This window comes from Mesorhizobium sp. M0051 (genome assembly GCF_040323235.1).
Lineage (GTDB): Bacteria > Pseudomonadota > Alphaproteobacteria > Rhizobiales > Rhizobiaceae > Mesorhizobium.
This window is the reverse complement of the sequence record NZ_JAMYUT010000003.1, coordinates 285,142-308,261: the sequence shown is the minus strand read 5'-3', so window position 1 is coordinate 308,261 and position 23,120 is coordinate 285,142. Positions and strand designations below refer to the sequence as shown.

Genomic DNA, 23,120 nt, shown 5'->3' with positions numbered 1-23,120 from the left:
TCGCGCTTCGGGCGATACTTTAAAAAACCGACCGAACCGATTCTTTCGATTCGCTAATCCCAATAAAAAGCCCGGCATCGCTGCCGGGCTTTTCGCATCTTGAGGTCGCTTCGATCAGTCCTCGTTGGCCTTGACGGTGACGCCGAGCGTCTTCGGCAGGTCGAGCGGATTGGACATGGCGCCCGCCATGATCAGCGCGAACGGCACCGATGCCGGCGGTTCGGCCGAGATCTCGAGGCTCTTCGGATCGTCGAGATATTTGCCGACCGCGGCCGTGACCTGCGCCGTCAGTTCCGGGTTGTTGAGCTGCGCCATGCCGAATGGCACGATCGCCTTGGCCTGGTTGGCGATGTCCTTGCCGGACATGCCTTGCTGCTTGCCGACATAGTCCAGCACCTTGTTGGTCAGCGAATCGTCGTCGAAGCGGATCGAGGCGCCGTTGAACGAAAGCTGCTGCAACAGGCCGAGCATGGCCATGCCTTGTGCCGAATTGTCGGCGCCTTCCGGCTGTGCCGCCATCTTCTTCTGCATTTCCTGCAGCGACTTGATGAAGTCCATCGTGTAGCCGCCGAGATCGAAGGTCATTCCGAACGTGCCGGCATTCTCGACGGAGATGTCGTATTTCGACAGTTCCATCTTGCCGTCCGTGGGCTGCCAGGTGCCGGCCATCTCGAGATTGCCCGCGATGTTCTGGTAGCCGAGTGCGTTGATCACTTCCTTGGACTTGGGATCGTCGACCAGCGTCAGGTCGGCGTTGAACTTTTCCGTGGTGGCGCTGAATTCCATCGCCTTGCCGTCCGCCGGCGGCGTGATCTCGATGGCAAGCCCGTCCATCGAAAAGGCGGTCTTGTCGGCGACCTTGACGGTCATGTTCGAGAGTTCGGCAGACTTGTACATCATCAGCGAGCCCAAGGGGCTGGTCGCGCCGTCGGCCGGAACGGACATGTCGTGGATGACGAACGGGCTGAGATCGAGGGTGACGCCGTCCTTGCTGTGCTGGAAGGCAGCGGTCGACACGGTGGCGATGTCATAGCCGCCATTGGCCTCGGTGACGCCTTCGAGTTTGACGTCGCCGATGGCGAGGGCTTCCTTTTCCGCAGCCGGTTTGATGGCAACGCCCTGCAGCACCATGCTGGTGTTGTCACCGGTCACGCCGGTCCAGGTGATGTCGACGCCCTGGGCGGAAAGTGCCGCCTTCAGCCGGTCGGCAACCGCCGCATCCTGGGCGAGGGCGGCGTTCAGCGGCAGTGTGAGCAAAAAGGTAGAAAATGCGAATTTCTTGAGAGTTGAGCGTTTGATTGTCATCGCAAGGTCCCTGAGAGTGTCCTGAAATTGTTTTTTCAATTCTTTGCGCCATCACCATTCCGTGACGAACTGGACGGGAAAAAGGCGTGTCCCGGCACAATGGTCGAAAATCACGGCGAAAGGCAAACCCGATGCCACCGTCTACGTGCGAACCGGCTAATTTATCATGAAGAGCCGGTGGGCGATATCATCGCGCTTGGCCTTAGAACCCGCATGTAACAGGCTGATGTTGGTCGATATCCCTTGGCGTACGGTTTCGTGTTGCAGAAGGGCCGGCATAGCCGTCTGCCTCTTGCCGCGAATCACCCGCTCGGCTAGTCCCAGCCCATGGGAAAAAGGCTTTTGCCGCCTGAAAATGGCGGTGGCGATCATATCGAGCCGGTCGATCTGAAGAAGGCGCTGGAAGAGCGCTATCTTGCCTATGCGCTGTCGACCATCATGCACCGGGCGCTGCCCGACGTGCGCGACGGACTGAAGCCGGTCCATCGCCGTATCATGCACGCGATGCGCCTGCTGCGCCTCAACCCCGATCAGGGCTTTGCCAAATGCGCCCGCATCGTCGGCGAGGTGATGGGCAAGTTCCACCCGCATGGCGACCAGTCGATCTATGACGCGCTGGTGCGGTTGGCGCAGGATTTTTCGATGCGTTACCCCCTGGTCGACGGGCAGGGCAATTTCGGCAACATCGATGGCGATAACGCCGCCGCCATGCGTTACACCGAAGCGCGCATGACCGATGTCGCGACCGAACTGCTGTCCGGCATCACCGAGGACGCCGTCGACTTTCGACCGACCTACAATGAAGAAGACGAAGAGCCGGTGGTTTTGCCGGGCGCTTTCCCGAACCTGCTGGCCAACGGCTCGTCCGGCATCGCCGTCGGCATGGCGACATCGATCCCGCCCCACAATGCGGCCGAGCTTTGCGACGCGGCGCTTCACCTGATCGAGCATCGGGACGCGCCGGTGGCGAAGCTGATGGATTTCGTGCAGGGCCCGGATTTCCCGACCGGCGGCATCATCGTCGACAGCCGCGCCTCGATCCTCGAAGCCTATGAAACCGGCCGGGGCGGCTTTCGCGTCCGCTCGAAATGGATCCAGGAGGACCAGGGCAGGGGCACCTGGAGCATCGTCGTCACCGAAATTCCCTATGGCGTGCAGAAGGCGCGGCTGATCGAAAAGATCGCCGAGCTGCTGATGGCGCGCAAGCTGCCGCTGCTCGAGGATATCAGGGACGAAAGCGCGGAAGACATCCGCGTCGTGCTGGTGCCGAAGAGCCGCTCAGTCGACCCCGGCATCCTGATGGAATCGCTGTTCAAGCTCACCGAGCTCGAAAGCCGCTTCCCGCTCAACATGAACGTCCTGTCGCGCGGCAAGGTGCCCAACGTTCTGTCGCTGAAGGGCGTGCTGCAGGAATGGCTCGAGCATCGCCGCGACGTTTTGGTCCGCCGCTCGAAACACCGCCTCGGCGAGATCGAAAGACGGCTGGAGATACTCGCCGGCTACCTGATCGCCTACCTCAACATCGACGAGGTGATCCGCATCATCCGCGAGGAGGATGAGCCAAAGCAGGTGATGATGGCCCGCTGGTCGCTCACCGACACCCAGGCTGAAGCCATCCTCAACATGCGGCTGCGCGCTCTGCGCAAGCTGGAAGAATTCGAGATCCGCAAGGAATTCGACGGGTTGAGCGCCGAGAAGAAGCAGATCGAGGCACTGCTTGCATCAAACGAGAAGCAGTGGGCGACGATCAAGTGGGAAGTCACCAACATCCGCGACAAGTTCGGCCCGGAGACCGAGCTCGGCAAGCGCCGCACCCAGTTCGCCGATGCGCCCGAGCATGATCTGACCGACATTGCGCACGCCATGATCGAGCGCGAGCCGGTCACCGTGGTCGTCTCGGAAAAGGGCTGGCTGCGGGCGATGAAGGGGCATCTGGCCGATCTCTCGACGCTGACTTTCAAGGAGGGCGACAGCCTTAAGCTCGCCTTCCATGCCCAGACCACCGACAAGGTGCTGGTCTTCACCACCGGCGGCAAGTTCTACACCATCGGTGCCGACCGGCTGCCCGGCGGGCGCGGCCATGGCGAGCCGATCCGCATCATCGTCGACATGGACAATGACCAGGACATCGTCACTGCCTTCGTTCACGATCCGAAGCGCAAGCTGCTGTTGGCCTCGCATGACGCCAACGGCTTCATCGTGCCTGAGGAGGAAGTCGTCGCCAACACCCGCAAGGGCAAGCAGGTGATGAACGTCAAGGCGCCGGACGAGGCCAAGCGCTGCATCCCGGTTACAGGTGATCACCTCGCCATCGTCGGCGAGAATCGCAAGATGCTGGTATTCGCGCTCTCCGAAATTCCGGAGATGGGCCGCGGCAAGGGCGTGCGGCTGCAGAAATACAAGGACGGCGGCCTTCTCGACCTCAAGCCGTTCACGCTGGAAAACGGCCTCTCCTGGCAGGATTCAGCCGACCGCACCTTCACAAGGTCGCGCGAGGAACTGGCCGAATGGATCGGCGCGCGTGCGTCAGCTGGACGGATGGTGCCGAAAGGGTTCCCGAGGACGGGGAAGTTTGGGTAGCGGCAGTTTTCAGGTTTGAAAATCTCAGGCGCTAGCAATCCTTCACACCCCCCTCTGTCCTGCCGGACATCTCCCCCGCAGGGGGGGAGATCGGAAGCTTCGCCCTTTCTGCCCGCTTTCCAATGTTGGCGATTTGCGAAAGCCGACATGACAGCCAATCTCCCCCTTGCGGGGGAGATGTCCGGCAGGACAGAGGGGGGTGCTGGCCCGCGGCGGCGCCAATGGCGCGCGCAGCTCCACCCAACCATTTGGACTATCGTCACGATTGCTGCACTATATCAGTGCATAAGCGGGAAGGGTGTTTGGAAGAGGCAGGCGATTGAAGGAATCAAAAATCCAGAAACCGGAACGACAGCAGCGCTTGTTCGGCCTGTCGACGCCGCTGCGGGCCGCCGTCATTCCGCCGCTGTCGGCGGCGCGCTGGCTGCTGGTGCTGATCGTCGCCGCCGGCGTCTATTTCTTCCACGGCTTCCTGTTTCCTGTGCTGGCGGCGCTCGTCATCGCCTTCGCCAGCTGGCCGCTCTACCGCCGCCTGCTTGTCGCGGTCGGCGGCAACCGCACCATCGCCGCGACCTTTGCCATCCTCTTCATCCTCGCCTTCCTGGTGATACCGATCGCTCTCGCCGGCACCTACGCGATCAACGAGGTCCGCGAGTGGGTCGCGTGGGCGATCGAGACCAACCGGCATGGCGCGGTCACGCCGCACTGGATCGCCACCATGCCTGTCGTGGGCGAGTGGCTGAACGAGCAATGGACGACCAATTTCGGCCATCCCGGCGGCATTGGTGAACTGATCCAGCTGGTCAGCGGCGCCAACATCGGCAGCATCTACCGCGGAGTACTGGCCGCCGGCGGCAGCGCCTTCGGCCTGCTCCTGACGCTGCTGTTCATGATGATCGCGCTGTTCTTCGCCTATCGCGACGGCGAACACTTTGCCGGCCAGGTCGACCGCCTCGGCGAACGTATCCTGCCGACCAGGTGGGAGCGGATTTCGCGCGTCGTGCCGGCGACGATCTCTTCGACCGTGACCGGCATGACCGTCATCGCCATCGGCGAAGGCCTGGTGCTGGGCATTGCCTATTGGCTGGCCGGCGTGCCGTCGCCGGTAACGCTCGGCGCCCTGACCGGCGTCATGGCGCTGATCCCCGGCGGCGCGCCGCTGTCTTTCACGCTGGTCTCGATTTACCTCGCCGCCAGCGGATCGCCGATGGCCGGTCTGGCGCTGTTCCTGTGGGGCGCGGTCGAACTGTTCATCGTCGACAAGACATTGCGCCCGAAACTGGTCGGCGGGCCGATAAAACTGCCCTTCCTGCCGACCTTTTTCGGCCTGATCGGCGGCGTCAAGACCATGGGGTTTCTCGGCCTGTTTATCGGCCCGGTGCTGATGGCGCTGCTAGTCGCGATCTGGCGCGAATGGTTGCGTGAGGTGGAACTGGCCGACGAGCTTGGGGCCGCGGCACCTATGGAGTTGGAGGGTAGTCCGCCGCAGATCGAGATTGTCGCCGATAAAAAGGCCAGCGCCTGAAGATCCAGGCTGTGAAATTCAACGCTCACTGAACTGTCAGCAGCTACCCTGAGCGACTATTGATCCATTCCCGATCAGAAATAATATCCTGCGTATGTTTTTGCGATTTGTTCGATCAAAAATCATCAAGGGAACGCATGCGCGCGAAGGTTTCTTTGGCGCTGCCTACGAACTGCGGGGTCAACCGGATGTCGATCGACATACGTTGGACCAGCTGGAAGATAATCTTGCCTGGTTTCGACAGAACCTCGCAATACCGCCGCGTTTCAACCTCTCAAGATCGAAGGGTTTTTACCGGAGAGAAACGACCCAAGGATTGAGCTGGTTCAAGCCAACAGCAACGGAACATTTGGCAAGGGCCTTTGATCTCACGGGGCTCCTTGCGCATCACGGGCATCATGTCGAGGTCATGAAGAGCGCTCGTCTGGGTTATGTCGTGTACGAGGACGAATACCAGATAGTTGCTGAGCCTTTTTCAGATTCGCCGACTGGTTGATCGCACTTGGCCGCATGCGCCACAATCCTAGGAATGACAGCTTTCCAACCATCTCGGCCGTTTGTGGCAACCCGTTGATTGGTTTTGACTCCAGAGTGCCTTGGCGCGGCTCAGAGTGCGCTACACCGGATGATGCACCGCAAAGTCGCTACGGCGCTTGCGCCCGTCATGCAGTTGCCAGGCCGAATGTGCGATCAGCGTCACGATCAGGATCGCACCACCAATCAGGCTGTTGCGGGTCGGTGTCTCGGCAAAGATCATCCACACCCAGACCGGCGCCAGCACGGTTTCGAGCAGGTAGAACATCGCCACTTCAGGCCCTGATATGTATTTCGGCCCATTGGCGAGGCAGAAGAACGCTATCGGCATGATGACGGCGCCGTTGAGGATGATCCACCATGGCGCGTTCACATGGAAGCCTTCGCCTGTCACCATGAAGGCTGCCAGCCCAAGCGGCAGAAGGACGCCGACGAGCGAGGTGAATCCCATGTCCTTGCCGCTGCCGCGCGAGATGGTGATGGCCACGGCGATGAAGAAGGCCGAGCACAGCGCCATGAAATCGCCGAACAACTTTCCGGTGCCGACGGAACCACCGACGATGATCAGCACGCCGAGGATCATGATCAGCATTGCGGCTATCGTCACTAGCCGCGGCCTCTCCCGCAGGAATATCCAGGACAGCAACCCCGCGAACACGGTGTTGAAGGCCAGGATGAACACCAGATCGGCGGTCGAGGTGTGATAGACAGCGGTGACGAAGGTGATCCCGGTCAGCCCATAGCAGGTCGCCACGATCAGGCCGGACCAGCCGGGGATAAGTGGCGGGGCGTTCCGGCTCAGAGCGCGCCAGACCGACCAGATGACCATCGCCGCGACGAATGTGGTGCCGGTGCGCAGCAGCATGATCGTCCAAGCGCCACCGTCGGCGAGGCGGATCAGAGGTATGTCGACAGTCAGCGTCAGCCCGCCAATGGCGGTTATCAAAAGACCCTTCTGGTGATCATGGTGAGAGAACATGGAGGAACTTTCGCAATGAAGAGCAGGCTGGCGGCCGGCCGGCGCAATGGCGCACCCTCTCCAGCCGACCGGCTGAAAGACCAGCATCTCCTGCCTTGAAACAGTTTAAGAGCGGATCGTGGAAAACTCAGCGTAAAACCGCTTCGTTGGTGTAGCGCTCCCAGCCTTTTGGGCCGAGATGCTCCTGCGGCATGAAGCGCATCTTATAATTCATCTTGCGCGAGCCGTTGACCCAGTAGCCGAGGTAGACATGGGGCAGGCCCATCGCCTTGGCGCGGGCGATGTGATCGAGGATCATGAACGTGCCGAGCGACCGCTCCTCGAAATCGGGATTGAAGTAGGAATAGACCATCGACAGGCCGTCGGCCATCTTGTCGGTGAGCGCAACCGCGATCAGCTCGCCCTGTCCCTTGCCGGTGATGAACGTGTCGGGCCCGCGCCGCCGATACTCGATCACCTTGGTGTCGACATGGGTATCCTCGACCATCATGGCATAGTCGAGCACCGTCATGTCGGACATGCCGCCACGCCGGTGGCGGGCATCGAGGTAGCTGCGGAACAGGGAATATTGCTCGGTCGAGGGCTCTGCGTTGTGCATGTAGCCGACGAGATCGGAATTGTGGTGCAGCACGCGCTTCATGTTGCGGCTGGCGACGAATTCCTGGGCGAGGATGCGTACCGAAACACAGGCACGGCAGGTTTCGCATGCCGGCCTGTAGGCGATGTTCTGCGAGCGCCGGAAGCCGCCTTGCGTCAAGAGGTCGTTCATCTCCGCGGCCTTGTCGCCGACCAGATGCGTGAACACCTTGCGCTCGAACTGGCCGTCGAGATAGGGGCACGGCGATGGCGCGGTCAGGAAGAATTGCGGCGACTGGGTCGGATGCTGCGTCATCGAGCCTTGGAAACACTCCTTCGAATCGCTCTACCTTTGGCGCGGACGGCGAAAAATTCAACAGGATTGTGAGGACGTGGTCGACTCGACGCCTTCACATTTGCGCTTTATCGGCTGCGACTGCTCTTCAGAGGGCCGTTTCAGCGGTCGGTGCGGCTGACGACCGTGCCGAGCAAAAGATCGTGCAAGGTGCGCTTGCGGTCGGAAAACAGCGTCACCAGCAGCACCAGCGGCGACAGGATGACGTTGCCGGCCCAGAACAGCACCGAATGGACGACCGCGGTGAGGCCGTCGATCGGCCTGCCGTCGAGCCGGTCGAGCCGGATGCCCATCAGCTTCATGCCCGTGGTGGCCTGATCGGCGCTGCCAAGCGTGTTCCAGATGTAGAGGATGGCGACGGCCGGCACCAGGACGCCAAACAGCATCCAGCCAAGCCCGAGGGTCAAAAGCCCGAGGAAGAACACCAGGATGGCAAACGGAATGGTGAGCAGCGCGACGATGACATAGTCGATCACGAAGGCCAGGATGCGCCGCGTGCGCACGCCGTCATAGGCCCTGACATCGTCGAGCCTGGTGGTGATGATTTCGCCGTCGAGAACGCGGGCGTTCATGTCATTTCCTCGTAACAGGGGCCCGGCATAGGATGCGGGCCGCTCAGCAATGAAATGGTGAAGACTTGTAACGGAATCAAGATCGGCCTTTTTGCGAGGCGCAAGCCCATACGCGTCAGATACAATCCGAATCGGTTGAATTTGCGGTGCGGATGGCATTAGCTTGCTGCGGCGCAACAAAGCGCTCAGGGGACGGGGCAAGATGGACTACGACATGCTGGTCATCGGCAGCGGCCCTTCCGGCCGCCGCGCCGCGGTGCAGTCGGCCAAGCTTGGCAAATCGGTTCTGGTGGTCGACCGCGGCCGGCGCCTGGGTGGTGTCTCCGTGCATACCGGCACGATCCCGTCGAAAACGCTGCGTGAAACAGTGCTCAACCTGTCCGGCTGGCGCGAGCGTGGTTTTTACGGGCGCGGCTACCGGGTCAAGCAGGATATCTCGGTCGGCGATCTGGTCGAGCGCCTGCACAAGACGCTCGACCACGAGGTCGAGGTGCTGCAGCACCAGTTCATGCGCAACACGGTCAAGAGCGCCCGCGCCGCGGTGAAATTTCTCGGCCCCAACAAGGTCAGCCTGACATCAGACACCGGCGATTACAGCGAGGTCGGTTTTGCCAACGCACTGATCGCGGTTGGCACAAGGCCGCACCGGCCGAGCGAAATACCTTTCGACAAGACCCGCGTCTTCGACAGCGATGAGATGCTGGAGCTGGATCGTTTGCCGCGCACACTGACCGTGATCGGCGCCGGCGTCATCGGTGTCGAATATGCGACGATCTTTTCCGCGCTCGACGTGCCGGTGACGCTGGTCGAACCGCGCAATTCCATCCTTGATTTCGTCGACCGCGAGATCGTCGACGATTTCATCCACCAGATGCGCGATCGCGGCATGACCATCCGGCTGGGCAGCGCGGTGAAGGAAATACGCTCCAAGCCTGATACCGCCGAGGTGGAACTGGCCGATGGCCGCACCATCCGTTCCGAGGTCGTGCTCTACGCGGCCGGCCGCACCGGCAATGTCGGCAGCCTTGGCCTGGATGTCGTCGGTATCGACGCCGACTCCAGAGGACGTATCAAGGTCGATCCGCAATCCTTCCAGACCAGCGTGCCCAACATCTATGCCGCCGGCGACGTCATTGGTTTTCCAAGCCTCGCCTCGACTTCGATGGAGCAGGGCAGGGTGGCGGCCTGCCATGCGTTCGGCGTGCCCTTGCCGCCGCCACCGGAAACATTTCCCTACGGCATCTATGCGGTGCCGGAAATCTCGACCGTCGGCCAGTCCGAGGAACAGGTGCGCGAGAGCGGTGCCGCCTATGAGGTCGGCGTGGCGCGTTTTCGCGAGACCTCGCGCGGCCACATCATGGGCGTCAACACCGGTTTCCTGAAGCTGTTGTTCTCGATCGAAACGCGCCGCCTGCTCGGCGCGCATATCGTCGGCGAGGGCGCCACCGAGCTCATTCACATCGGCCAGGCGGTGATCAATCTCGGTGGCACCGTCGACTTCTTCGTCAACAACACCTTCAATTATCCGACGCTCGCCGAAGCCTACAAGATCGCCGGGCTGGACGCCTGGAACAGGATGGGACGAGGGTAGGCAGGCTGGTCATGCTGGTGAGGCAGTCAGCCTGCCTGCGCCGCCGCCGCCGATCCCGACAGCCATTGCCGGACGATCACCGCGTCGGCGCTGCCGAATTCGTGACCGGATGGAACAATCCGGGCATCGATCTCGGCGCCGTGCTGGCTGAGCAGCGTGACGAGTGCCGGCGCGAAGGGCGCGTAGGTGAGATCCGCCGCGCCGGCGATCATCAGTACCCGTACCTTTGACAAATCCGTCGCCGGCACGCCATCGAGCACCGGCATCGGCCGCAGCAGTGCGGCGCGTTCGACCAGGCCGGGATGCAGCAGCATCAGGCTCGAAACCAGATTGGCGCCGTTCGAATAGCCAAGGAAAGTCGTGCGGGAAAGGTCGAGGTTGTGGCGCGCGGCCACGTCGGTGACGAAGCCCGCAAAGGCATCCGTTTCGGTGCGGATGCTCTGCTGTTCGAAGCGCGTCGGCGTGATGCGCGAGAACCAGCGGAAACCATCCTCCTGGACGACGCGGCCGCGCACCGCGATCAGCATGGCACGCGGCGCTGTCTCTCGTGCCAGCGGTACCAATGTCGTCTCGTCGACGCCCGAACCATGCAGCAGGAAGAAGCATTCGCCGGTTGAATCCGCCGGGCAGTAAAGGCGATAGGGGAAGGCGAGATCACGCTGTAACGCACCATCTTGTGAGGTCTCTTCAGTCATGCCTCATCCTTTTGATTTCATGATGACTTCGGTCAGTTTGCCGGCTTCAAAACGTAATATTTTCAAGCTCCGCGAAAGTTGATTGAACCGGGCGCACTACAGTCCGTTTCTTCGCCGATAATAGTCCTTCGGGAGGAATCGAAGCGGTGCGCCGGGGGTCGCATTGCCGGTATGAACAACCAGCTTTGAGGCCTTTTTGTCGATGACCACCCAGATTTCCCCAGACCGCGATTCGCGTGTCCCGGACCGCGAAATGCGTGTCCCGGACCGCGAAATGCGTGTCCCGGACCGCGACACCCGTATCGATGTGATCCGCGCTCTCGCTCTGCTGACCATCTTTGTCGACCATGTGCCGGGTACCGCCTTCGAGTATCTGACTTACAAGAATTTCGGCTTTTCGGATGCGGCGGAGGTCTTCGTGCTGATCTCCGGCATCTCGGTCGCGCTCGCTTACGGGAAGAAATTCCAGCCTGGAAACCGGCTGCTGGCAACGTTGAAGATGTGGCGCCGCGCCGGTGTGCTCTACGCCGCCCACATCGTCACCACCATGGTGGTGATGGCGATCTTCTGCGCCGCGGCGGTGTTCGCCAGGCGACCGGAGCTTTTGACGATGATCAACATCGAGCCGTTGATCAAGAATGCGCCGCAAGTGCTGATCGGCATCGTGACGCTTGGCCACCAGCTCGGCTACAACAACATCCTGCCGGTCTATACGGTGCTGCTCTTGCTGGCGCCGCTTTTCCTGCTCTTCGTCAGCTATCGGCCGGTCTTGGCACTGGTTGCTTCCGGCGCGCTGTGGCTGGTCGCGGGAATTTACCAGATTGCTCCGCCTAACTATCCCGAGCCCGGCTTCTGGTTCCTCAACCCGCTGTCATGGCAGTTCCTTTTCAACATCGGCCTGGCAGGCACGCTGCATGTGCGTCGCGGTGGCACCATCCCGGTCAATCGCTGGCTGGTCGGTGCCGCCTTGGCTTACACTGCTGTGGCGCTGGTCTGGGTGCACAGCCCGCTCTGGGGGCATCTCTCCTGGTTTGGCCTGCCTCCGGTGCTGACCGGCTTCGACAAGACGTTCCTGTCACTGCCGAGGCTGCTGCATATATTGGCGGTGAGCTACCTGATCGTGGCATTCCCGGCCATCTCGAACCTGTTCCGCGCCGGGCGCGATCATCCGCTTGCCATACTGGGCAAAAGATCGCTGCCGGTTTTCATTGCCGGCACGGTGCTCGCAATGGCGGCGCAGGTGCTGAAGCTGATCAATCCCGGCGGGTTTGCCTATGACAGCCTGCTGATATCAGCCGGCATCGCCATGCAGTTCGCGCTCGCCTACTATCTCGAATGGATTTCGGGCCTTGGCTGGTCCGGCAAAAGCAGGCCGGCTCGCAACGTGGCACCGCCCCTCCATCCGTCCTTCAGTATGTCGATGGCGGCAAGAATGGGCCGGTGATGGGCGTTGAGGCGTCAGGCGGGTGAGGGGCCGGATGAGGCCCGCACCACGAGGTCGACCGGCAGCAATTGCCGGCTGAACGAGCCGTCATTTTCAAGGATCGCCTTGACGGCAAGGCGGCCCATCTCGGCGATGGGCTGGACGATTGTGGTCAGGGGCGGCTTGGAAACCGCTCCTTCCGGGACGCCGTCGAAGCCGACGATCGAAACATCGCCCGGTACAGTCATGTCATGCTGCCGTAGCCAGTCCAGCGCATGGAGCGCTATCCTGTCCGACATGGCCAGGATGGCAGTCGGTGTCTCGGCGGCGGCGAAAATATGATCGAGGCCCGCCCAAACGCTCTCCTCGTTATTTTCCGTCTCGTAGATCGGCACGCGCGAGACGTCGATGTCGACGCGCGAGAGTTCCGCGAAGTAGCCACGCAGGCGGTCGCGCGTGCCGGAATAGAGAGCCTTCTCCATCTGCTCCTGCGTGGTCGGACCGAAGCCGGAATCGGCGTATGGCAGGGCAAGCACGGCAAAGCGACGATGCCCGAGCTCGGTCAGATGGCGCGCCGCCAGGCTTGCCCCGGCGATATTGTCCACGCCGATCGCCGCGACCGCCTCGTCGTCGTCTGAATCGAGATCGAGTGCGACAAAGGGGAGTTTGCGGTCGCGCGCCAGTTCGACCAGCTTTGAACCGCCCTCGACGCAGAAGACGATAAAGCCATCGACAAGCGCACTCTGGATGTTCCAGGCAAGCTGTTCGCTGTTGGCGGCCGAGACCAGCGAGATCCCCGCACCGGTCGCGTCACAGGCCTGCGAGATGCTGGCCATCATCACCCGGGCGAAAGGGTCTTCGAAGAAATAGGACAACGGTTCCGCGGTGGCGACGCCGATGGCGTTCACCTTGCCGGCGCGCAGCAGCCGACCCTTGGGGTCAGGTCCGCCATATCCCATTGCCTCGGCTGCCGCCTTGACCCGATCGCGAACCTCCTCGCGCACGATCTCCGGGCGGGCGAACACATTGGAGGCGGTGCCGTGCGACACGCCGGCCGCCTTTGCAATGTCTGCCAGCCGCACCGGTCTTGTCTTTGCAGAGGTCAATGGCGCCATCTCCGTCTCCCTGAATTCATCCCATCTAACACTTTCGTTGGATCGGTTCAAATTTTGGCTTGATGGCAGGCCAGACGAAGTGTATGTTTGAATCGATCCAATGAATGATGCTGCTGTTGATTGGATCGATTCAAGTAGGAAGGTGTGTCATGCATCCCGTCAATTTTCTATTCGAAGACATCTACCGCAACGACTGGAGCGTCTCGTCAGACGCAGCGAGGCGGAGGCGCCGTGCCACCTCCAGCCCATGGGTTCGCGAGTTGCGGTTCCTTGTGGAGCGCAAGCGGAGCTGATCGGCGCTACATTTTCGTGGCGACCGATTGGATCGATTCAAGCGTTGAAAGGAGTGCACATCATGCATCCCGTGAGCTATCTGTTCGAAGACATCTACCGCAACTACTGGGGCATCGCGCCGGCGTCCGAGCGGCCGGCGGCGCGTCGGTTGGCGAGGCTGCGACGCCCAAATCGCGAATTGCTCATCCAGCCCGAACGCCGGCAGGACTAATTGCTGCGCAGACGCTGGCGCAGGCCTGGTATCGGGCAGGGGCCAGGGGCGTCAGGAACGCGCGCGCGCTAGCGCCGATGCAGCGATTGTTAGCCAGCCGACGACGAGCAAGGTGCCGCCGATCGGCGCCGACAGCGGGAATAGCCGTGAGCCGAGGAAGTCGCGGGCCAGCAGGTCGCTGCAAAACAAGAGCAGGCCAACCAGCAGGGTCAGGCTTCCCATTCGCAGGATCCGGTTCGCGCCAAGCAATCCAGCGGCGAGGAAGACCGGCGCATGCATGAGCAGGAAGGATGCGGCGGTGCCGACGAAGGCTCCGCCCAGATGCGCCGCCGCGGCCGACAGCGCCACTCCGGCGGCGCCACAGAGACCGCCGGCCAGGACGAGGATACGGCTGCTGTTGCCGGAAAACTGCTCGGCTGTCATGTCCAGGGCTCCGTGATGCGCCAACCCCGTCAGGGCTTGCCGGCATCGGCAAGCATGTCCTGCTCGCGGCGCGATTGCGCCAGCCAATTATACACCGCACCGCCGGCCATCAAGACCGATGTGCCCAGAAACACCGAGCGCATGCCGAAATGGCCACCGGCAAAGCCGCCAAGCAAGGGACCGGCGACCTGCCCGACATACTGGGCGGAGATCGACAGCCCGAGCACATTGCCGCCGACACCATCGGGAACATTGTGGCGGATGACGCTGGTGATGCAGGGTAAGAGGCCGCCCAGCGCCAGGCCCATCAGGAAGCGTAGGCCGATGAGTTGCCAGCTCTGCGTCACGAAGGCCTGCGGGATCAGCAGCAGCGCGGACACGGCAAGCGCGCCGATGACGACGTTCCAGTGACCGATGCGGTCTGCGAGCTTGCCAAGACGCGAAGCCGACAGGATGGCGCCAAGCGCGGCCGCAGACATGACGACGCCTGATATCAACGTCACGCGGCTTTGGTCTTCGACGAGCTGCTGCACGTAGACGGTGATGATCGGCTCGATCGACATGGTGGCGAAACTCAACAGCATGCCGGTCGCCAGCATGGCGATAACAGGACGCTTGTCCGGTATTTGCGCCCAGCCACCTTTCGGCTTCTGCTTCGCAGCTGCGTCTGCTGGTTTCGGCCGGGGATTTTCCTTGATCAGAAACGTGGTCGCAAGGAACGCCAGGAAGATGACGCCGCCTGACAGGAGAAAGGTCGCGCGAATGCCGATCACCGGCGGCAGGGCGCCGCCAACCAGCGGGCCGACCAATGCACCACCGGTGATGCCGGCCGACAGCAGGCCCAAGGCCCAGCCGGAGCGCTCCTTCGGCGTTTGCATGGCGACGAGGATGGTCGACCCCGAGGAATAGCCGCCGGCAAAACCGATCAGCAGCCGCAGCAGCACCAATTGCCAGACCGTCTGCACCATACCGGTCAGCGACATGCATATGGCCATGCCGAAGCTGGCGCGAACCAGCATCACCTTGCGGCCGTAGAGGTCGCCGAGACGTCCCCAGAGCGGCGCTACCAGCGCCGCAGCGAGGAACGTCGCTCCATAGGCAATCCCCGACCATTGCACGATTGCCGCGTGACCCTCGGCGCCCAACTGCTCGATATAGAGCGGCAGGAACGGCAGAAGCAGCGTCATGGCGACGAGTGTGGAGAACGAACCGGCAAAACACACGAACAGATTGCGCCGCCAGTGGATGTTGTAGGTGCTGTCGGTCGCCGGGGGCGCGTTCTGAGGCATGACATATGTCCTGTCCGAGCAACGCGGAGTTACGGGTTGCTGCGGATACCAAGTTGGGATACCAATATGGTACTCGTCATGGACGCAAGCCTGGCCGCTGTCAATGCAACCTGTCCACAGTGATCGGGAACAGCAATTGGCAAGCGGTCCGAAGCGGCCAGAAAATGGAAACGACAATGTCGCAGATGCAGAGCGTCGAAAAACAGCTTCGACAGATGATCCTGGGCCTCGAGATCGGCCCCGGCGAGAAGCTGACCGAGCGCTGGATCGAAAGCCGCTTCGGTGCGTCGCGAACCCCGGTCAGGGCAGCACTTCTGCGGCTCGAGACCGAGGGCCTGGTCGGCAGGGACGGGCGTGGCTGGACGGTGTCTCCGATCAATTTGGCTGAACTCGAGCAGATCGCCGTCTATAGGGAGGCTGTCGAGGTCGCGGCACTTCGCCTGTCATGCGGCTTGGTGGACCGCAGCGCCGTCGATGTCATCGAGGCGATGCTCGAATCCTGCGACAAAGACACGCCACGCGAGGAATGGCATCGCGTCGGCATGGATTTCCACATCGAACTGGCGCGTCTGTCGGGCAATGATTTCCTGTTCCGGGCGGTCCGCGATGCCATGACGCGCCTCTCGCGGGCGCGCTGGCTGGAGGTTCGCAACGAAGCTGCACTCAGCCGCGCCTGGGCCGAACATCGCGCCATACTGGCGGCGGCACGTGTTGGCGATGCCGATGAAGCCGCGCGCCTGCTTTCGGGCCATATCGTCGGCAGCCGCGAGCGACTGGTGACGTCGCTGGCCAACGATCGCCGCGGTCTTCGTGCCAGAGGCTTTGCCGTCGTCCCCGCTTAAGGCGTGGGGTAGGGGACGCAAAAAGCGGCGTCTGGACCTATGCGCACTTTCGGCCTCGCTTCACAGACGCCGATGGCGTAAGGAGCGGCGATGGAAAACAACCGATTTGAAACACCTGTGACTGTGAAGTCAGCCGCAGCGGGAAGCACTCAGCTCTTGCGCACGGTGCGTGAGGCTTCCGACTACCTCCTCAACAGCTGGCCCGGCAAGCGCAGCCCCAAGCACCGCGCGGCGCTGCAGGCGTGCCACGATGCGCTGGCGGGTGACAAGCCGGCCATGAACGCCAGGCGCGCCTTCATTGCGGCAGCGCGCGAAGTGGATGTCTTTGTCAGCGACAAGGCGCCAGCCTGATATGCAAGCGCCCCTGATACGAGCGCGATAATCTAGGCAGACAATCTGGAGTGTGGCGCGGCCCGCTTTCGCGGGCCGCTTGCCGTCACTTTTCGGTGTCGGTCTCGGTTTCGGTCTCGTCCTCGGGCTTCGAACGTTCTCTCGCCGCAACCTTGGCCGCCAGCTTCTCGGCCTTCTTGGCCGCCTTCTGGCGGTCGCGTTCCTTGCGTTCCTGATCGTAATTTGGTGGTCGCGCCATATCGGCTCCTTTTCACTGCTGGACCGGTTCGTCGTTTCACGGAAACGCAGAAGCGCTCCAGCTCTTTGTTTGGCGCAATCCCCTAGGAGAAAGCGCACGCGCTTTTTTCCGGGAAAACCGTTTCACACTTTTCCTGGAATTGCTTTTAGCGGCTCTGGTCCTGCCTAGGAGCATTAGCCGTCAAACACAACAGCTGAAGCGATAGTCCCCGGGCCGTTCGCGTCGATGATGGCCGGGGCTTGCAAGATGCGGGGCTTGCAAGATGCGCGGCACGATGATGTAGGGAGAGCCGGGATGCCAAGGTATCCAACATATTGAGCGCTGCCCGTTTGTTTTGATCAAGTGAACTATGGCCACGATTCCCCGAACGACGGCGAAGGTTTTCTATTACGCGCGAAACGTCTTGCGCGACATCGCTCCACAGGCACTCTTCCGCCGACGGTTGGCGGGCCGTCTCGAACAGGCCAGACTCACGGATGAGGTGGTGCAGCGGCGGCTGAACTATTACAACAAGCTGTACGACGCGTTTACGCCCAGCCCTGCCGCGGTGCGGATCGACAAGCTGCCGTCCACGCCGACCATGTACTATTACGACCTCAAGGAATTTGCCCGCTATTTCGATCCGGCATTGCTCGTCGACAGCGAATTCGGCGACGTCATCGAGGTGCCGAAGGTGCCGTCGCTCGTCAAGGATCGGCCGATCCGCGCTGACGACAAAAATGCGGTGATCATGAAATTCAACAAGTTCCGGCACTTCCACATGCCGGCCGATACAACAGCATTCGCCGACAAGCGCCCGACCGTGGTCTGGCGCGGCGATCTCAACAATCCCAAACGGACAAGATTTATCGACGCTGTGCGTGACTTGCCGTTCTGCGACGCCGGCTCGCACAAGCCAAACGCGCCGGCCGAATACAGCAAGCCTTTTCTCAGCGTCAGCCAGCAGCTGCTTTACCGCTACATTGTCTCGATCGAAGGCAACGACGTGGCGACCAACCTCAAATGGATCCTGAATTCGAATTCGCTCTGCCTGATGCCGCCGCCGACATACGAGACATGGTTTGCGGAAAGGCAACTTGAGGCTGGTGTCCACTATGTGCCGCTCGACCCGGATTTCGCCGATGTCGCCGATAAGGTGCGTTATTTCGAACGACACCCGGCCGAGGCGCAACGCATTATCGCAGCGGCAAATGCCTATTGCCGCCAATTCTCCAACCAGCAGCACGAGCAGGCGATCTCGCTGCTCGTGCTCTACAAATATTTTGTCCTCAGCGGCCAGATCGAGCCTGATCCCGAGGTCTGGCGCTTTATCCAGAGTTAGAGCGTCGCGGGCTTTGGCGCCGAATTTCGCTCGTCAGATGCCGCTTCGGTCAATCACCAGATCGGCGGGGCCGAAGCGGTCCTTTGCCGTCAGCTGCTGGTGCCAGTAGGGATAGAGCAAGGGCGGCCGGCTGACCGCGTCGAGGCGACCGCGTTCGTCGCCGGTGAGCACCAGGCTCGCCGCCGCGATGTTGTCCCTGAACTGCGCTTCGGTCCTGCCGCCGATCACCAGCGAACTGACCGCCGGCCGGCCGAGCAGCCAGGCCAGTGCCACCTGCGCCGCCGACACACCGCGCTGCGTGCCGATCTCGACAAGCACGTCGACGATCCGCCACAGCCGGTCCTCGTCGCGGATCGGCGGTTCGGACCAGCCGGCGAGCTGGCGGGCGGTGGGGCTGTCGCGGCGGTATTTGCCGGACAGCAATCCGCCGGCAAGCGGGCTCCAGACCAGAACGCCCAGCCCCTGGTCGACGGAAATCGGCAGCAATTCATACTCCGCCTCGCGCGCTTCCAGCGTGTAGTGGATCTGCTGGGTGACGAAGCGCGGCTGGTGATGGCTGTCGCTGATGCCGAGCGCCTTCATCACCTGCCAGCCGGAATAGTTGGAACAGCCGACATAACGGATCTTGCCCTGGGCAACCAGCGTGTCGAGCGCGGCGATGGTTTCTTCCAGCGGCGTCACGCCATCCCATTCGTGCAGGAAGTAGATGTCGATGACGTCGGTCTTGAGCCGCTTCAGGCTCTTCTCGCATTCGCGGATCAGGTGATGGCGCGACAGGCCCTCATCGTTGGGACCTTTGCCGATCCGCATCCGTGCCTTCGATGCGATCAACACGTCGCCCTTGCGCTTGCCGCCGAGGGCTTCGCCAATGATCTCTTCCGAAATGCCGTTCGAATAGACATTGGCGGTGTCGATGACGTTGATGCCGGCATCGATGCAGAGGTCGATCATCCGGCGCGCCTCGTCGAGGTCGGTCTTGCCGACCGCCGAAAACGCGCCGGCGCCGCCGAAAGTCATGGTGCCCATGGTCAGCGTCGAAACCTTCAAGCCGGAACGGCCGAGAGTGCGGTATTCCATGTCAGATCCTCGTGATTGCATTGGGAAAGGGGCTGGGGAGGGGTGCCCCGAATGTGACTGCTATTTGTAGGACAATTTGAGCGGCTTGTCGCCATGCCACGACGACGGATCGATCATGCCTCACGGGATTTGCAGCGGCGACGTCACGTTCCAGGCTGCAATAAAACCGTCATTGCCGGCCTATATTGAAGTCGGCTCAGGTGTTGCCGCTCCGAGACGCAAGCCAGCAACTAGGGGCGCCGACGTGGACCGACAGAGCTTGCAAGCGGAGCAACTGATATGACCGAGCTAAAGCAGAATTCTCCTGCCAGGGACTGGCTTGAAGCCGAGCTCGCCGACACGCTCGACGAGGACTATGAGCTCGAAATATCGGAGCCGGCGCTGTCGATGGAGATCGCCAAGATCTACAAGAACGCGCATCCGCCCTCGATTGAACGCATGCAGTATTTTCGCGACTTGATCACCTTGCAGTCCGAACTGATCAAGCTGCAGTCCTGGGTCGCCTACCACAAGAAAAAGCTGGTGGTGATCTTCGAGGGACGCGATTCGGCCGGCAAGGGCGGCGTCATCAAGCGCATCACCCAGCGGCTCAACCCGCGCATCTGCCGTGTCGTGGCACTGCCGGCGCCGACCGAGCGCGAGAAGTCGCAATGGTATTTCCAGCGTTATGTCCCGCATCTGCCGGCCGGCGGCGAAATCGTGCTGTTCGACCGCTCCTGGTACAACCGCTCGGGCGTCGAACGGGTAATGGGCTTTGCCCAGCCCGATCAGGTCGAAGAATTCTTCCGCGACGTGCCGGAGTTCGAGCGCATGCTGGTCCGCTCGGGCATCACCGTCGTCAAATACTGGTTCTCGATCACCGACGAGGAACAGCAGATGCGCTTTCTGATGCGCATCCACGATCCCATGAAGCAGTGGAAACTGTCGCCGATGGACCTGCAGTCGCGTGTGCGCTGGGAACAGTACACCAAGGCCAAGGAAGAAACTTTCATCCGGACCAACATCCCGGAAGCCCCTTGGTTCATCGTCGAGGGCAACGACAAGAAGCGGGCGCGGCTGAACTGCATCGACCACCTGCTCAAGCAAATGCCATATGAGGAGGTGCCGCACGAGGAGATCACGCTGCCCGAGCGCGTCTTCAACCCCGAATACGAGCGCCAGACGCTACCGCGCGAACTCTACGTGCCGGAGAAGTATTGAGATAGGGGGAGATTGGCTCTCCACCTAAGCCCGCTTAATGGTGACGTGCGTGGCGAGCGGCGTCGCAACTTGCTCGCTGCAGACATAGCCGAGCTTGACCATGTCCAGGCCGCCAAAAAGGTTCTCGCCCGTACCGAGCAGCACCGGCGCGATCGCCAGATGCATCTCATCGATCAGCTTCTCCTGGAGATATTGCTGGATGGTGGCGACGCCGCCGCCCACCCGCACGTCCTTGCCATTAGCCGCTGCTTTTGCCTGTTCAAGTGCCGAATGGATGCCGTCGGTGATGAAATAGAAGGTCGTGCCGCCCTCCATGACGATCGGTTCGCGCTTGTGATGGGTCAACACGAAAACCGGCACATGGTAGGGCGGGTTATCGCCCCACCAGCCCTTCCAGCTGTCATCGGGCCATTCGCCGCGGATCGGTCCGAACATGTTGCGGCCGAGGATCCATGCGCCGACATTCTCGAAACTGCGCGCCGCGAACGCCTCGTTTATATCGGTGGTGCCGCCATCTTGTCCGAGCACCATCTCACGGAAGGTGCGAGTGTCGACAAACCACTTGTGCAAGGATTCCCCACCGACGCCGAGCGGATTTTGCAGATCCTGATCGGGACCGGCGCCATAGCCGTCGAGCGATAGGGTGAAAGCGTTGACACGAAGTTTGGGCATGCGAGCCTCCTCTCAATAACCAGTTGCACTTCACAATCAGTTTTCTTATAGCAAACTGATTGTGAAGTGCAAATGGTATTCTAGGGCGACGATCGGACTGTCGGCTCTGAAGACAAGCCAGCGGCCTCGCTGGCGAGAACCGGTCGTTGCTGCCGCGCTAGTTACACGCGGTAGTTACATGTGCAGACAAGAAAGATCCGGCGGTCACGTTGCGCAAAAATGCTCCTTCTGGATGCGATAGCGTATGACGAGATAAATCTCACACTTCCCCGACTCGAAACAGGATGCCCCCGCAGCCTGGCTGCTGGCCACAATTATTGGCGCCGCGATGCTTCGAGCATGCGTTCGACAGCAAGACGTAGTGGCGGCAGGCTGTCGGTCACTACAGCCCACACTATCCTTCCGGAGGGCTTGTGATATTCGTGACGCAAAATGTTGCCTGCGGTGGCAGCTGCGATGCCGTACAAGGCTTCTATGATTTCGGCTAGAATCGGTCGATCCGGCGCACTGCCATCAGAATATGCGCACAGCAGATCGTTCGATATCGGCCTTCAACATGGGATTAAGGCTGTCACGGGTGGTGATATCGATCTCCGCTGACATCTTCTCTTCAAGAAATTGCTTGATGCCGACCAGATCGATCAGCGAAAAGTGCCTTGCAGGATCATAATCGATGAAGAGGTCGAGATCGCTGTCGGGCCCTGCGTCGCCCCGCAAAGTCGATCCGAAGAGATAAAGCGAAGTCGCGCCCATGCCTTTGATGGCATCTGCATTTCTCTGCAACCGCTCTATGACCTCATTCCTGCTCATGAATTCATTCTAACGGATTGCGTTAAAATTCCAAAACGACTTAGCGGTCTATCCCTTCAACAGCTTCGCCACTTCGGGGGCGAAGTAGGTGAGGATGCCGTCGCAGCCGGCGCGCTTGAAGGCCAGCAGGCTTTCAAGCATCGCCTTCTCGCCATCGATCCAGCCATTGGCGGCAGCGGCCTTGATCATCGAATATTCGCCGGACACCTGGTAGGCGAAGGTCGGCATCTGGAATTCGTCCTTCAGCCGCCGGATGATGTCGAGATAGGGCAGGCCGGGCTTGACCATCAGCATGTCGGCGCCTTCCGCGACGTCCTGTTCGGCCTCGCGCACCGCCTCGTCGGAATTGGCATGGTCGATGTAATAGGTCTTCTTGTCGCCCTTGAGCAGGCCGGCGGTGCCGACCGCCTCGCGATAGGGGCCGTAGAAGGCCGAGGCGAACTTAGTCGCGTAGGACATGATCGCCACGTCCTGGAAACCGTTGGCGTCCAGCGCGTCGCGGATAGCGCCGATGCGGCCGTCCATCATGTCGGACGGTGCGATGATGTCGGCGCCGGCCGCCGCCTGGATGACGGCCGCGGCGGTCACCTGTTCCACCGTCTCGTCGTTGACGACGATGCCGTCGCGCAGGATGCCGTCATGGCCGTGGCTGGTGAACGGGTCGAGCGCGGCGTCGGTGATGATGCCGATCTCCGGCACCGCGTCCTTGATCGCGCGGGTGGCGCGGTTGATGACGTTGTTGGGGTCGAGGATGTGCGAGCCGGTCTGGTCGCGCAGCGAGATGTCGACATTCGGGAAGGTGGCGAGTGCGGGAATACCGAGCTTTGCCGCGCGTTCGGCCTCCTTGACCGCGAGATCGATCGACAACCGGAAGACGCCCGGCATGGCGGCGATCGGCTCGCGCACTTGTCTGCCGTCAACGACGAAGATCGGCCAGATCAGATCATCGACCGAGAGCCTGTTCTCCTGCACCAGACGGCGCGACCAGTCGGCCTTGCGCATGCGGCGCAAGCGGCGGCTGCCGGTGATGTCGTCGACGCTGCGAGCGCCGGCTGGCTTTGCGGGGGTGAATTTGTTCATCGCCAAAACTCCAGATCGGCGGCTTTTATCACGAGCCCTTGCCGCTGACCAATGCGACACGT

23 protein-coding genes are annotated in these 23,120 nt (G+C 61.5%); 10 read left to right on the top strand and 13 right to left on the bottom strand.

Translation table 11 applies throughout. The features are described 5' to 3' along the window. Nucleotides 1–114: 114 nt before the first annotated feature. Nucleotides 115–1,305 (bottom strand): aq_1923 C-terminal domain, encoded by a 1,191-nt coding sequence (locus tag NKJ90_RS05345; protein WP_023762212.1) that lies wholly within the window; start codon nt 1,303–1,305, stop codon nt 115–117. 327 nt (nt 1,306–1,632) lie between these two features. On the opposite strand from NKJ90_RS05345, the gene parC reads away from it, so the two are divergent. The 3 genes from parC to NKJ90_RS05330 all read left to right on the top strand — a co-directional run bounded on the left by parC (nt 1,633) and on the right by NKJ90_RS05330 (nt 5,906). Next, nucleotides 1,633–3,885, top strand: a complete 2,253-nt coding sequence (parC, locus tag NKJ90_RS05340; RefSeq protein ID WP_023762214.1) for a DNA topoisomerase IV subunit A — start codon at nt 1,633–1,635, stop codon at nt 3,883–3,885. Nucleotides 3,886–4,204: 319 nt separating this feature from the next. Then, nucleotides 4,205–5,410, top strand: a complete 1,206-nt coding sequence (locus NKJ90_RS05335) for an AI-2E family transporter (protein ID WP_023759933.1) — start codon at nt 4,205–4,207, stop codon at nt 5,408–5,410. Between the two features lie 94 nt (nt 5,411–5,504). Continuing rightward, the gene (locus NKJ90_RS05330) at nt 5,505–5,906 is read left to right on the top strand and encodes a hypothetical protein (RefSeq protein WP_023759932.1); all 402 of its coding nucleotides are present in this window, start codon (nt 5,505–5,507) and stop codon (nt 5,904–5,906) included. Between the two features lie 120 nt (nt 5,907–6,026). On the opposite strand, the gene NKJ90_RS05325 is transcribed toward NKJ90_RS05330, so the two are convergent. From NKJ90_RS05325 to NKJ90_RS05315, 3 genes are all read right to left on the bottom strand, one after another. Further along, nucleotides 6,027–6,923: a DMT family transporter gene (locus tag NKJ90_RS05325; protein ID WP_352485763.1), complete on the bottom strand. Its 897-nt coding sequence runs from the start codon at nt 6,921–6,923 to the stop codon at nt 6,027–6,029. Between the two features lie 127 nt (nt 6,924–7,050). Further along, complete coding sequence (locus NKJ90_RS05320) at nt 7,051–7,815, bottom strand: arginyltransferase (protein WP_023759930.1); 765 nt, start codon at nt 7,813–7,815, stop codon at nt 7,051–7,053. A gap of 140 nt (nt 7,816–7,955) precedes the next feature. Then, a complete protein-coding gene (locus NKJ90_RS05315) occupies nt 7,956–8,426 on the bottom strand; it encodes an RDD family protein (RefSeq protein WP_023759929.1) in 471 nt (156 codons plus the stop codon). 202 nt (nt 8,427–8,628) lie between these two features. Here NKJ90_RS05315 and sthA point away from each other — a divergent pair, with 202 nt between their 5' ends. Continuing rightward, entirely contained in the window at nt 8,629–10,017 is a 1,389-nt protein-coding gene (gene sthA, locus NKJ90_RS05310; protein WP_023759928.1) for a Si-specific NAD(P)(+) transhydrogenase, read from the top strand. Between the two features lie 26 nt (nt 10,018–10,043). On the opposite strand, the gene NKJ90_RS05305 is transcribed toward sthA, so the two are convergent. Further along, the gene (locus tag NKJ90_RS05305) at nt 10,044–10,712 is read right to left on the bottom strand and encodes an alpha/beta hydrolase (protein ID WP_023759927.1); all 669 of its coding nucleotides are present in this window, start codon (nt 10,710–10,712) and stop codon (nt 10,044–10,046) included. Between the two features lie 253 nt (nt 10,713–10,965). On the opposite strand from NKJ90_RS05305, the gene NKJ90_RS05300 reads away from it, so the two are divergent. After that, on the top strand, nt 10,966–12,156 hold the full coding sequence (locus tag NKJ90_RS05300; RefSeq protein ID WP_245266659.1) for an OpgC family protein: 1,191 nt from the start codon (nt 10,966–10,968) through the stop codon (nt 12,154–12,156). A gap of 14 nt (nt 12,157–12,170) precedes the next feature. On the opposite strand, the gene NKJ90_RS05295 is transcribed toward NKJ90_RS05300, so the two are convergent. After that, the gene (locus tag NKJ90_RS05295; RefSeq protein ID WP_023759925.1) at nt 12,171–13,250 is read right to left on the bottom strand and encodes a LacI family DNA-binding transcriptional regulator; all 1,080 of its coding nucleotides are present in this window, start codon (nt 13,248–13,250) and stop codon (nt 12,171–12,173) included. A 355-nt stretch (nt 13,251–13,605) separates the two neighbouring features. Between NKJ90_RS05295 and NKJ90_RS05290 the strand changes: the two genes are divergently transcribed. After that, nucleotides 13,606–13,755: a hypothetical protein gene (locus NKJ90_RS05290; RefSeq protein ID WP_023759923.1), complete on the top strand. Its 150-nt coding sequence runs from the start codon at nt 13,606–13,608 to the stop codon at nt 13,753–13,755. A gap of 51 nt (nt 13,756–13,806) precedes the next feature. Here NKJ90_RS05290 and NKJ90_RS05285 read toward each other — a convergent pair whose 3' ends face one another. Together NKJ90_RS05285 and NKJ90_RS05280 are read right to left on the bottom strand one after the other, a co-directional pair. Continuing rightward, the gene (locus tag NKJ90_RS05285; RefSeq protein WP_031260359.1) at nt 13,807–14,178 is read right to left on the bottom strand and encodes a DUF423 domain-containing protein; all 372 of its coding nucleotides are present in this window, start codon (nt 14,176–14,178) and stop codon (nt 13,807–13,809) included. 29 nt (nt 14,179–14,207) lie between these two features. Then, on the bottom strand, nt 14,208–15,467 hold the full coding sequence (locus tag NKJ90_RS05280; protein WP_023759921.1) for a multidrug efflux MFS transporter: 1,260 nt from the start codon (nt 15,465–15,467) through the stop codon (nt 14,208–14,210). Between the two features lie 176 nt (nt 15,468–15,643). Between NKJ90_RS05280 and NKJ90_RS05275 the strand changes: the two genes are divergently transcribed. Both NKJ90_RS05275 and NKJ90_RS05270 read left to right on the top strand, forming a co-directional pair. Beyond that, complete coding sequence (locus tag NKJ90_RS05275) at nt 15,644–16,309, top strand: GntR family transcriptional regulator (RefSeq protein ID WP_023759920.1); 666 nt, start codon at nt 15,644–15,646, stop codon at nt 16,307–16,309. A gap of 90 nt (nt 16,310–16,399) precedes the next feature. Further along, the gene (locus NKJ90_RS05270; RefSeq protein WP_023759919.1) at nt 16,400–16,660 is read left to right on the top strand and encodes a DUF982 domain-containing protein; all 261 of its coding nucleotides are present in this window, start codon (nt 16,400–16,402) and stop codon (nt 16,658–16,660) included. An 85-nt stretch (nt 16,661–16,745) separates the two neighbouring features. Here NKJ90_RS05270 and NKJ90_RS05265 read toward each other — a convergent pair whose 3' ends face one another. After that, nucleotides 16,746–16,898, bottom strand: a complete 153-nt coding sequence (locus NKJ90_RS05265) for a hypothetical protein (protein ID WP_023759918.1) — start codon at nt 16,896–16,898, stop codon at nt 16,746–16,748. A gap of 349 nt (nt 16,899–17,247) precedes the next feature. Between NKJ90_RS05265 and NKJ90_RS05260 the strand changes: the two genes are divergently transcribed. Next, nucleotides 17,248–18,219: a glycosyl transferase family 90 gene (locus tag NKJ90_RS05260; RefSeq protein WP_023759917.1), complete on the top strand. Its 972-nt coding sequence runs from the start codon at nt 17,248–17,250 to the stop codon at nt 18,217–18,219. A gap of 33 nt (nt 18,220–18,252) precedes the next feature. Here NKJ90_RS05260 and NKJ90_RS05255 read toward each other — a convergent pair whose 3' ends face one another. Further along, nucleotides 18,253–19,296, bottom strand: a complete 1,044-nt coding sequence (locus NKJ90_RS05255; RefSeq protein WP_023759916.1) for an aldo/keto reductase — start codon at nt 19,294–19,296, stop codon at nt 18,253–18,255. Nucleotides 19,297–19,575: 279 nt separating this feature from the next. On the opposite strand from NKJ90_RS05255, the gene ppk2 reads away from it, so the two are divergent. Then, nucleotides 19,576–20,496, top strand: coding sequence for a polyphosphate kinase 2 (ppk2, locus tag NKJ90_RS05250; protein ID WP_023759915.1), 921 nt, complete (start codon nt 19,576–19,578; stop codon nt 20,494–20,496). A 24-nt stretch (nt 20,497–20,520) separates the two neighbouring features. Here the strand turns inward: ppk2 and NKJ90_RS05245 are convergent, their stop codons facing one another. From NKJ90_RS05245 to hemB, 3 genes are all read right to left on the bottom strand, one after another. Next, on the bottom strand, nt 20,521–21,168 hold the full coding sequence (locus NKJ90_RS05245) for a dihydrofolate reductase family protein (protein WP_023759914.1): 648 nt from the start codon (nt 21,166–21,168) through the stop codon (nt 20,521–20,523). A gap of 513 nt (nt 21,169–21,681) precedes the next feature. Further along, on the bottom strand, nt 21,682–21,978 hold the full coding sequence (locus NKJ90_RS05240) for a nucleotidyltransferase family protein (RefSeq protein WP_352485760.1): 297 nt from the start codon (nt 21,976–21,978) through the stop codon (nt 21,682–21,684). 48 nt (nt 21,979–22,026) lie between these two features. After that, nucleotides 22,027–23,058 (bottom strand): porphobilinogen synthase, encoded by a 1,032-nt coding sequence (gene hemB, locus NKJ90_RS05235; RefSeq protein WP_023759912.1) that lies wholly within the window; start codon nt 23,056–23,058, stop codon nt 22,027–22,029. Between the last annotated feature and the right edge of the window lie 62 nt (nt 23,059–23,120).

Excerpts from the sequence above, each read along its gene's own strand:
- NKJ90_RS05345 (WP_023762212.1), bottom strand. The coding sequence starts at position 1,305 with ATGACAATCAAACGCTCAACTCTCAAGAAATTCGCATTTTCTACCTTT.
- parC (WP_023762214.1), top strand. The coding sequence starts at position 1,633 with ATGGGAAAAAGGCTTTTGCCGCCTGAAAATGGCGGTGGCGATCATATC.
- NKJ90_RS05330 (WP_023759932.1), top strand. The coding sequence starts at position 5,505 with ATGTTTTTGCGATTTGTTCGATCAAAAATCATCAAGGGAACGCATGCG.
- NKJ90_RS05325 (WP_352485763.1), bottom strand. The coding sequence starts at position 6,923 with ATGTTCTCTCACCATGATCACCAGAAGGGTCTTTTGATAACCGCCATT.
- NKJ90_RS05320 (WP_023759930.1), bottom strand. The coding sequence starts at position 7,815 with ATGACGCAGCATCCGACCCAGTCGCCGCAATTCTTCCTGACCGCGCCA.
- NKJ90_RS05315 (WP_023759929.1), bottom strand. The coding sequence starts at position 8,426 with ATGAACGCCCGCGTTCTCGACGGCGAAATCATCACCACCAGGCTCGAC.
- sthA (WP_023759928.1), top strand. The coding sequence starts at position 8,629 with ATGGACTACGACATGCTGGTCATCGGCAGCGGCCCTTCCGGCCGCCGC.
- NKJ90_RS05305 (WP_023759927.1), bottom strand. The coding sequence starts at position 10,712 with ATGACTGAAGAGACCTCACAAGATGGTGCGTTACAGCGTGATCTCGCC.
- NKJ90_RS05300 (WP_245266659.1), top strand. The coding sequence starts at position 10,966 with ATGCGTGTCCCGGACCGCGAAATGCGTGTCCCGGACCGCGACACCCGT.
- NKJ90_RS05295 (WP_023759925.1), bottom strand. The coding sequence starts at position 13,250 with ATGGCGCCATTGACCTCTGCAAAGACAAGACCGGTGCGGCTGGCAGAC.
- NKJ90_RS05290 (WP_023759923.1), top strand. The coding sequence starts at position 13,606 with ATGCATCCCGTGAGCTATCTGTTCGAAGACATCTACCGCAACTACTGG.
- NKJ90_RS05285 (WP_031260359.1), bottom strand. The coding sequence starts at position 14,178 with ATGACAGCCGAGCAGTTTTCCGGCAACAGCAGCCGTATCCTCGTCCTG.
- NKJ90_RS05280 (WP_023759921.1), bottom strand. The coding sequence starts at position 15,467 with ATGCCTCAGAACGCGCCCCCGGCGACCGACAGCACCTACAACATCCAC.
- NKJ90_RS05275 (WP_023759920.1), top strand. The coding sequence starts at position 15,644 with ATGTCGCAGATGCAGAGCGTCGAAAAACAGCTTCGACAGATGATCCTG.
- NKJ90_RS05270 (WP_023759919.1), top strand. The coding sequence starts at position 16,400 with ATGGAAAACAACCGATTTGAAACACCTGTGACTGTGAAGTCAGCCGCA.
- NKJ90_RS05265 (WP_023759918.1), bottom strand. The coding sequence starts at position 16,898 with ATGGCGCGACCACCAAATTACGATCAGGAACGCAAGGAACGCGACCGC.
- NKJ90_RS05260 (WP_023759917.1), top strand. The coding sequence starts at position 17,248 with ATGGCCACGATTCCCCGAACGACGGCGAAGGTTTTCTATTACGCGCGA.
- NKJ90_RS05255 (WP_023759916.1), bottom strand. The coding sequence starts at position 19,296 with ATGGAATACCGCACTCTCGGCCGTTCCGGCTTGAAGGTTTCGACGCTG.
- ppk2 (WP_023759915.1), top strand. The coding sequence starts at position 19,576 with ATGACCGAGCTAAAGCAGAATTCTCCTGCCAGGGACTGGCTTGAAGCC.
- NKJ90_RS05245 (WP_023759914.1), bottom strand. The coding sequence starts at position 21,168 with ATGCCCAAACTTCGTGTCAACGCTTTCACCCTATCGCTCGACGGCTAT.
- NKJ90_RS05240 (WP_352485760.1), bottom strand. The coding sequence starts at position 21,978 with ATGAGCAGGAATGAGGTCATAGAGCGGTTGCAGAGAAATGCAGATGCC.
- hemB (WP_023759912.1), bottom strand. The coding sequence starts at position 23,058 with ATGAACAAATTCACCCCCGCAAAGCCAGCCGGCGCTCGCAGCGTCGAC.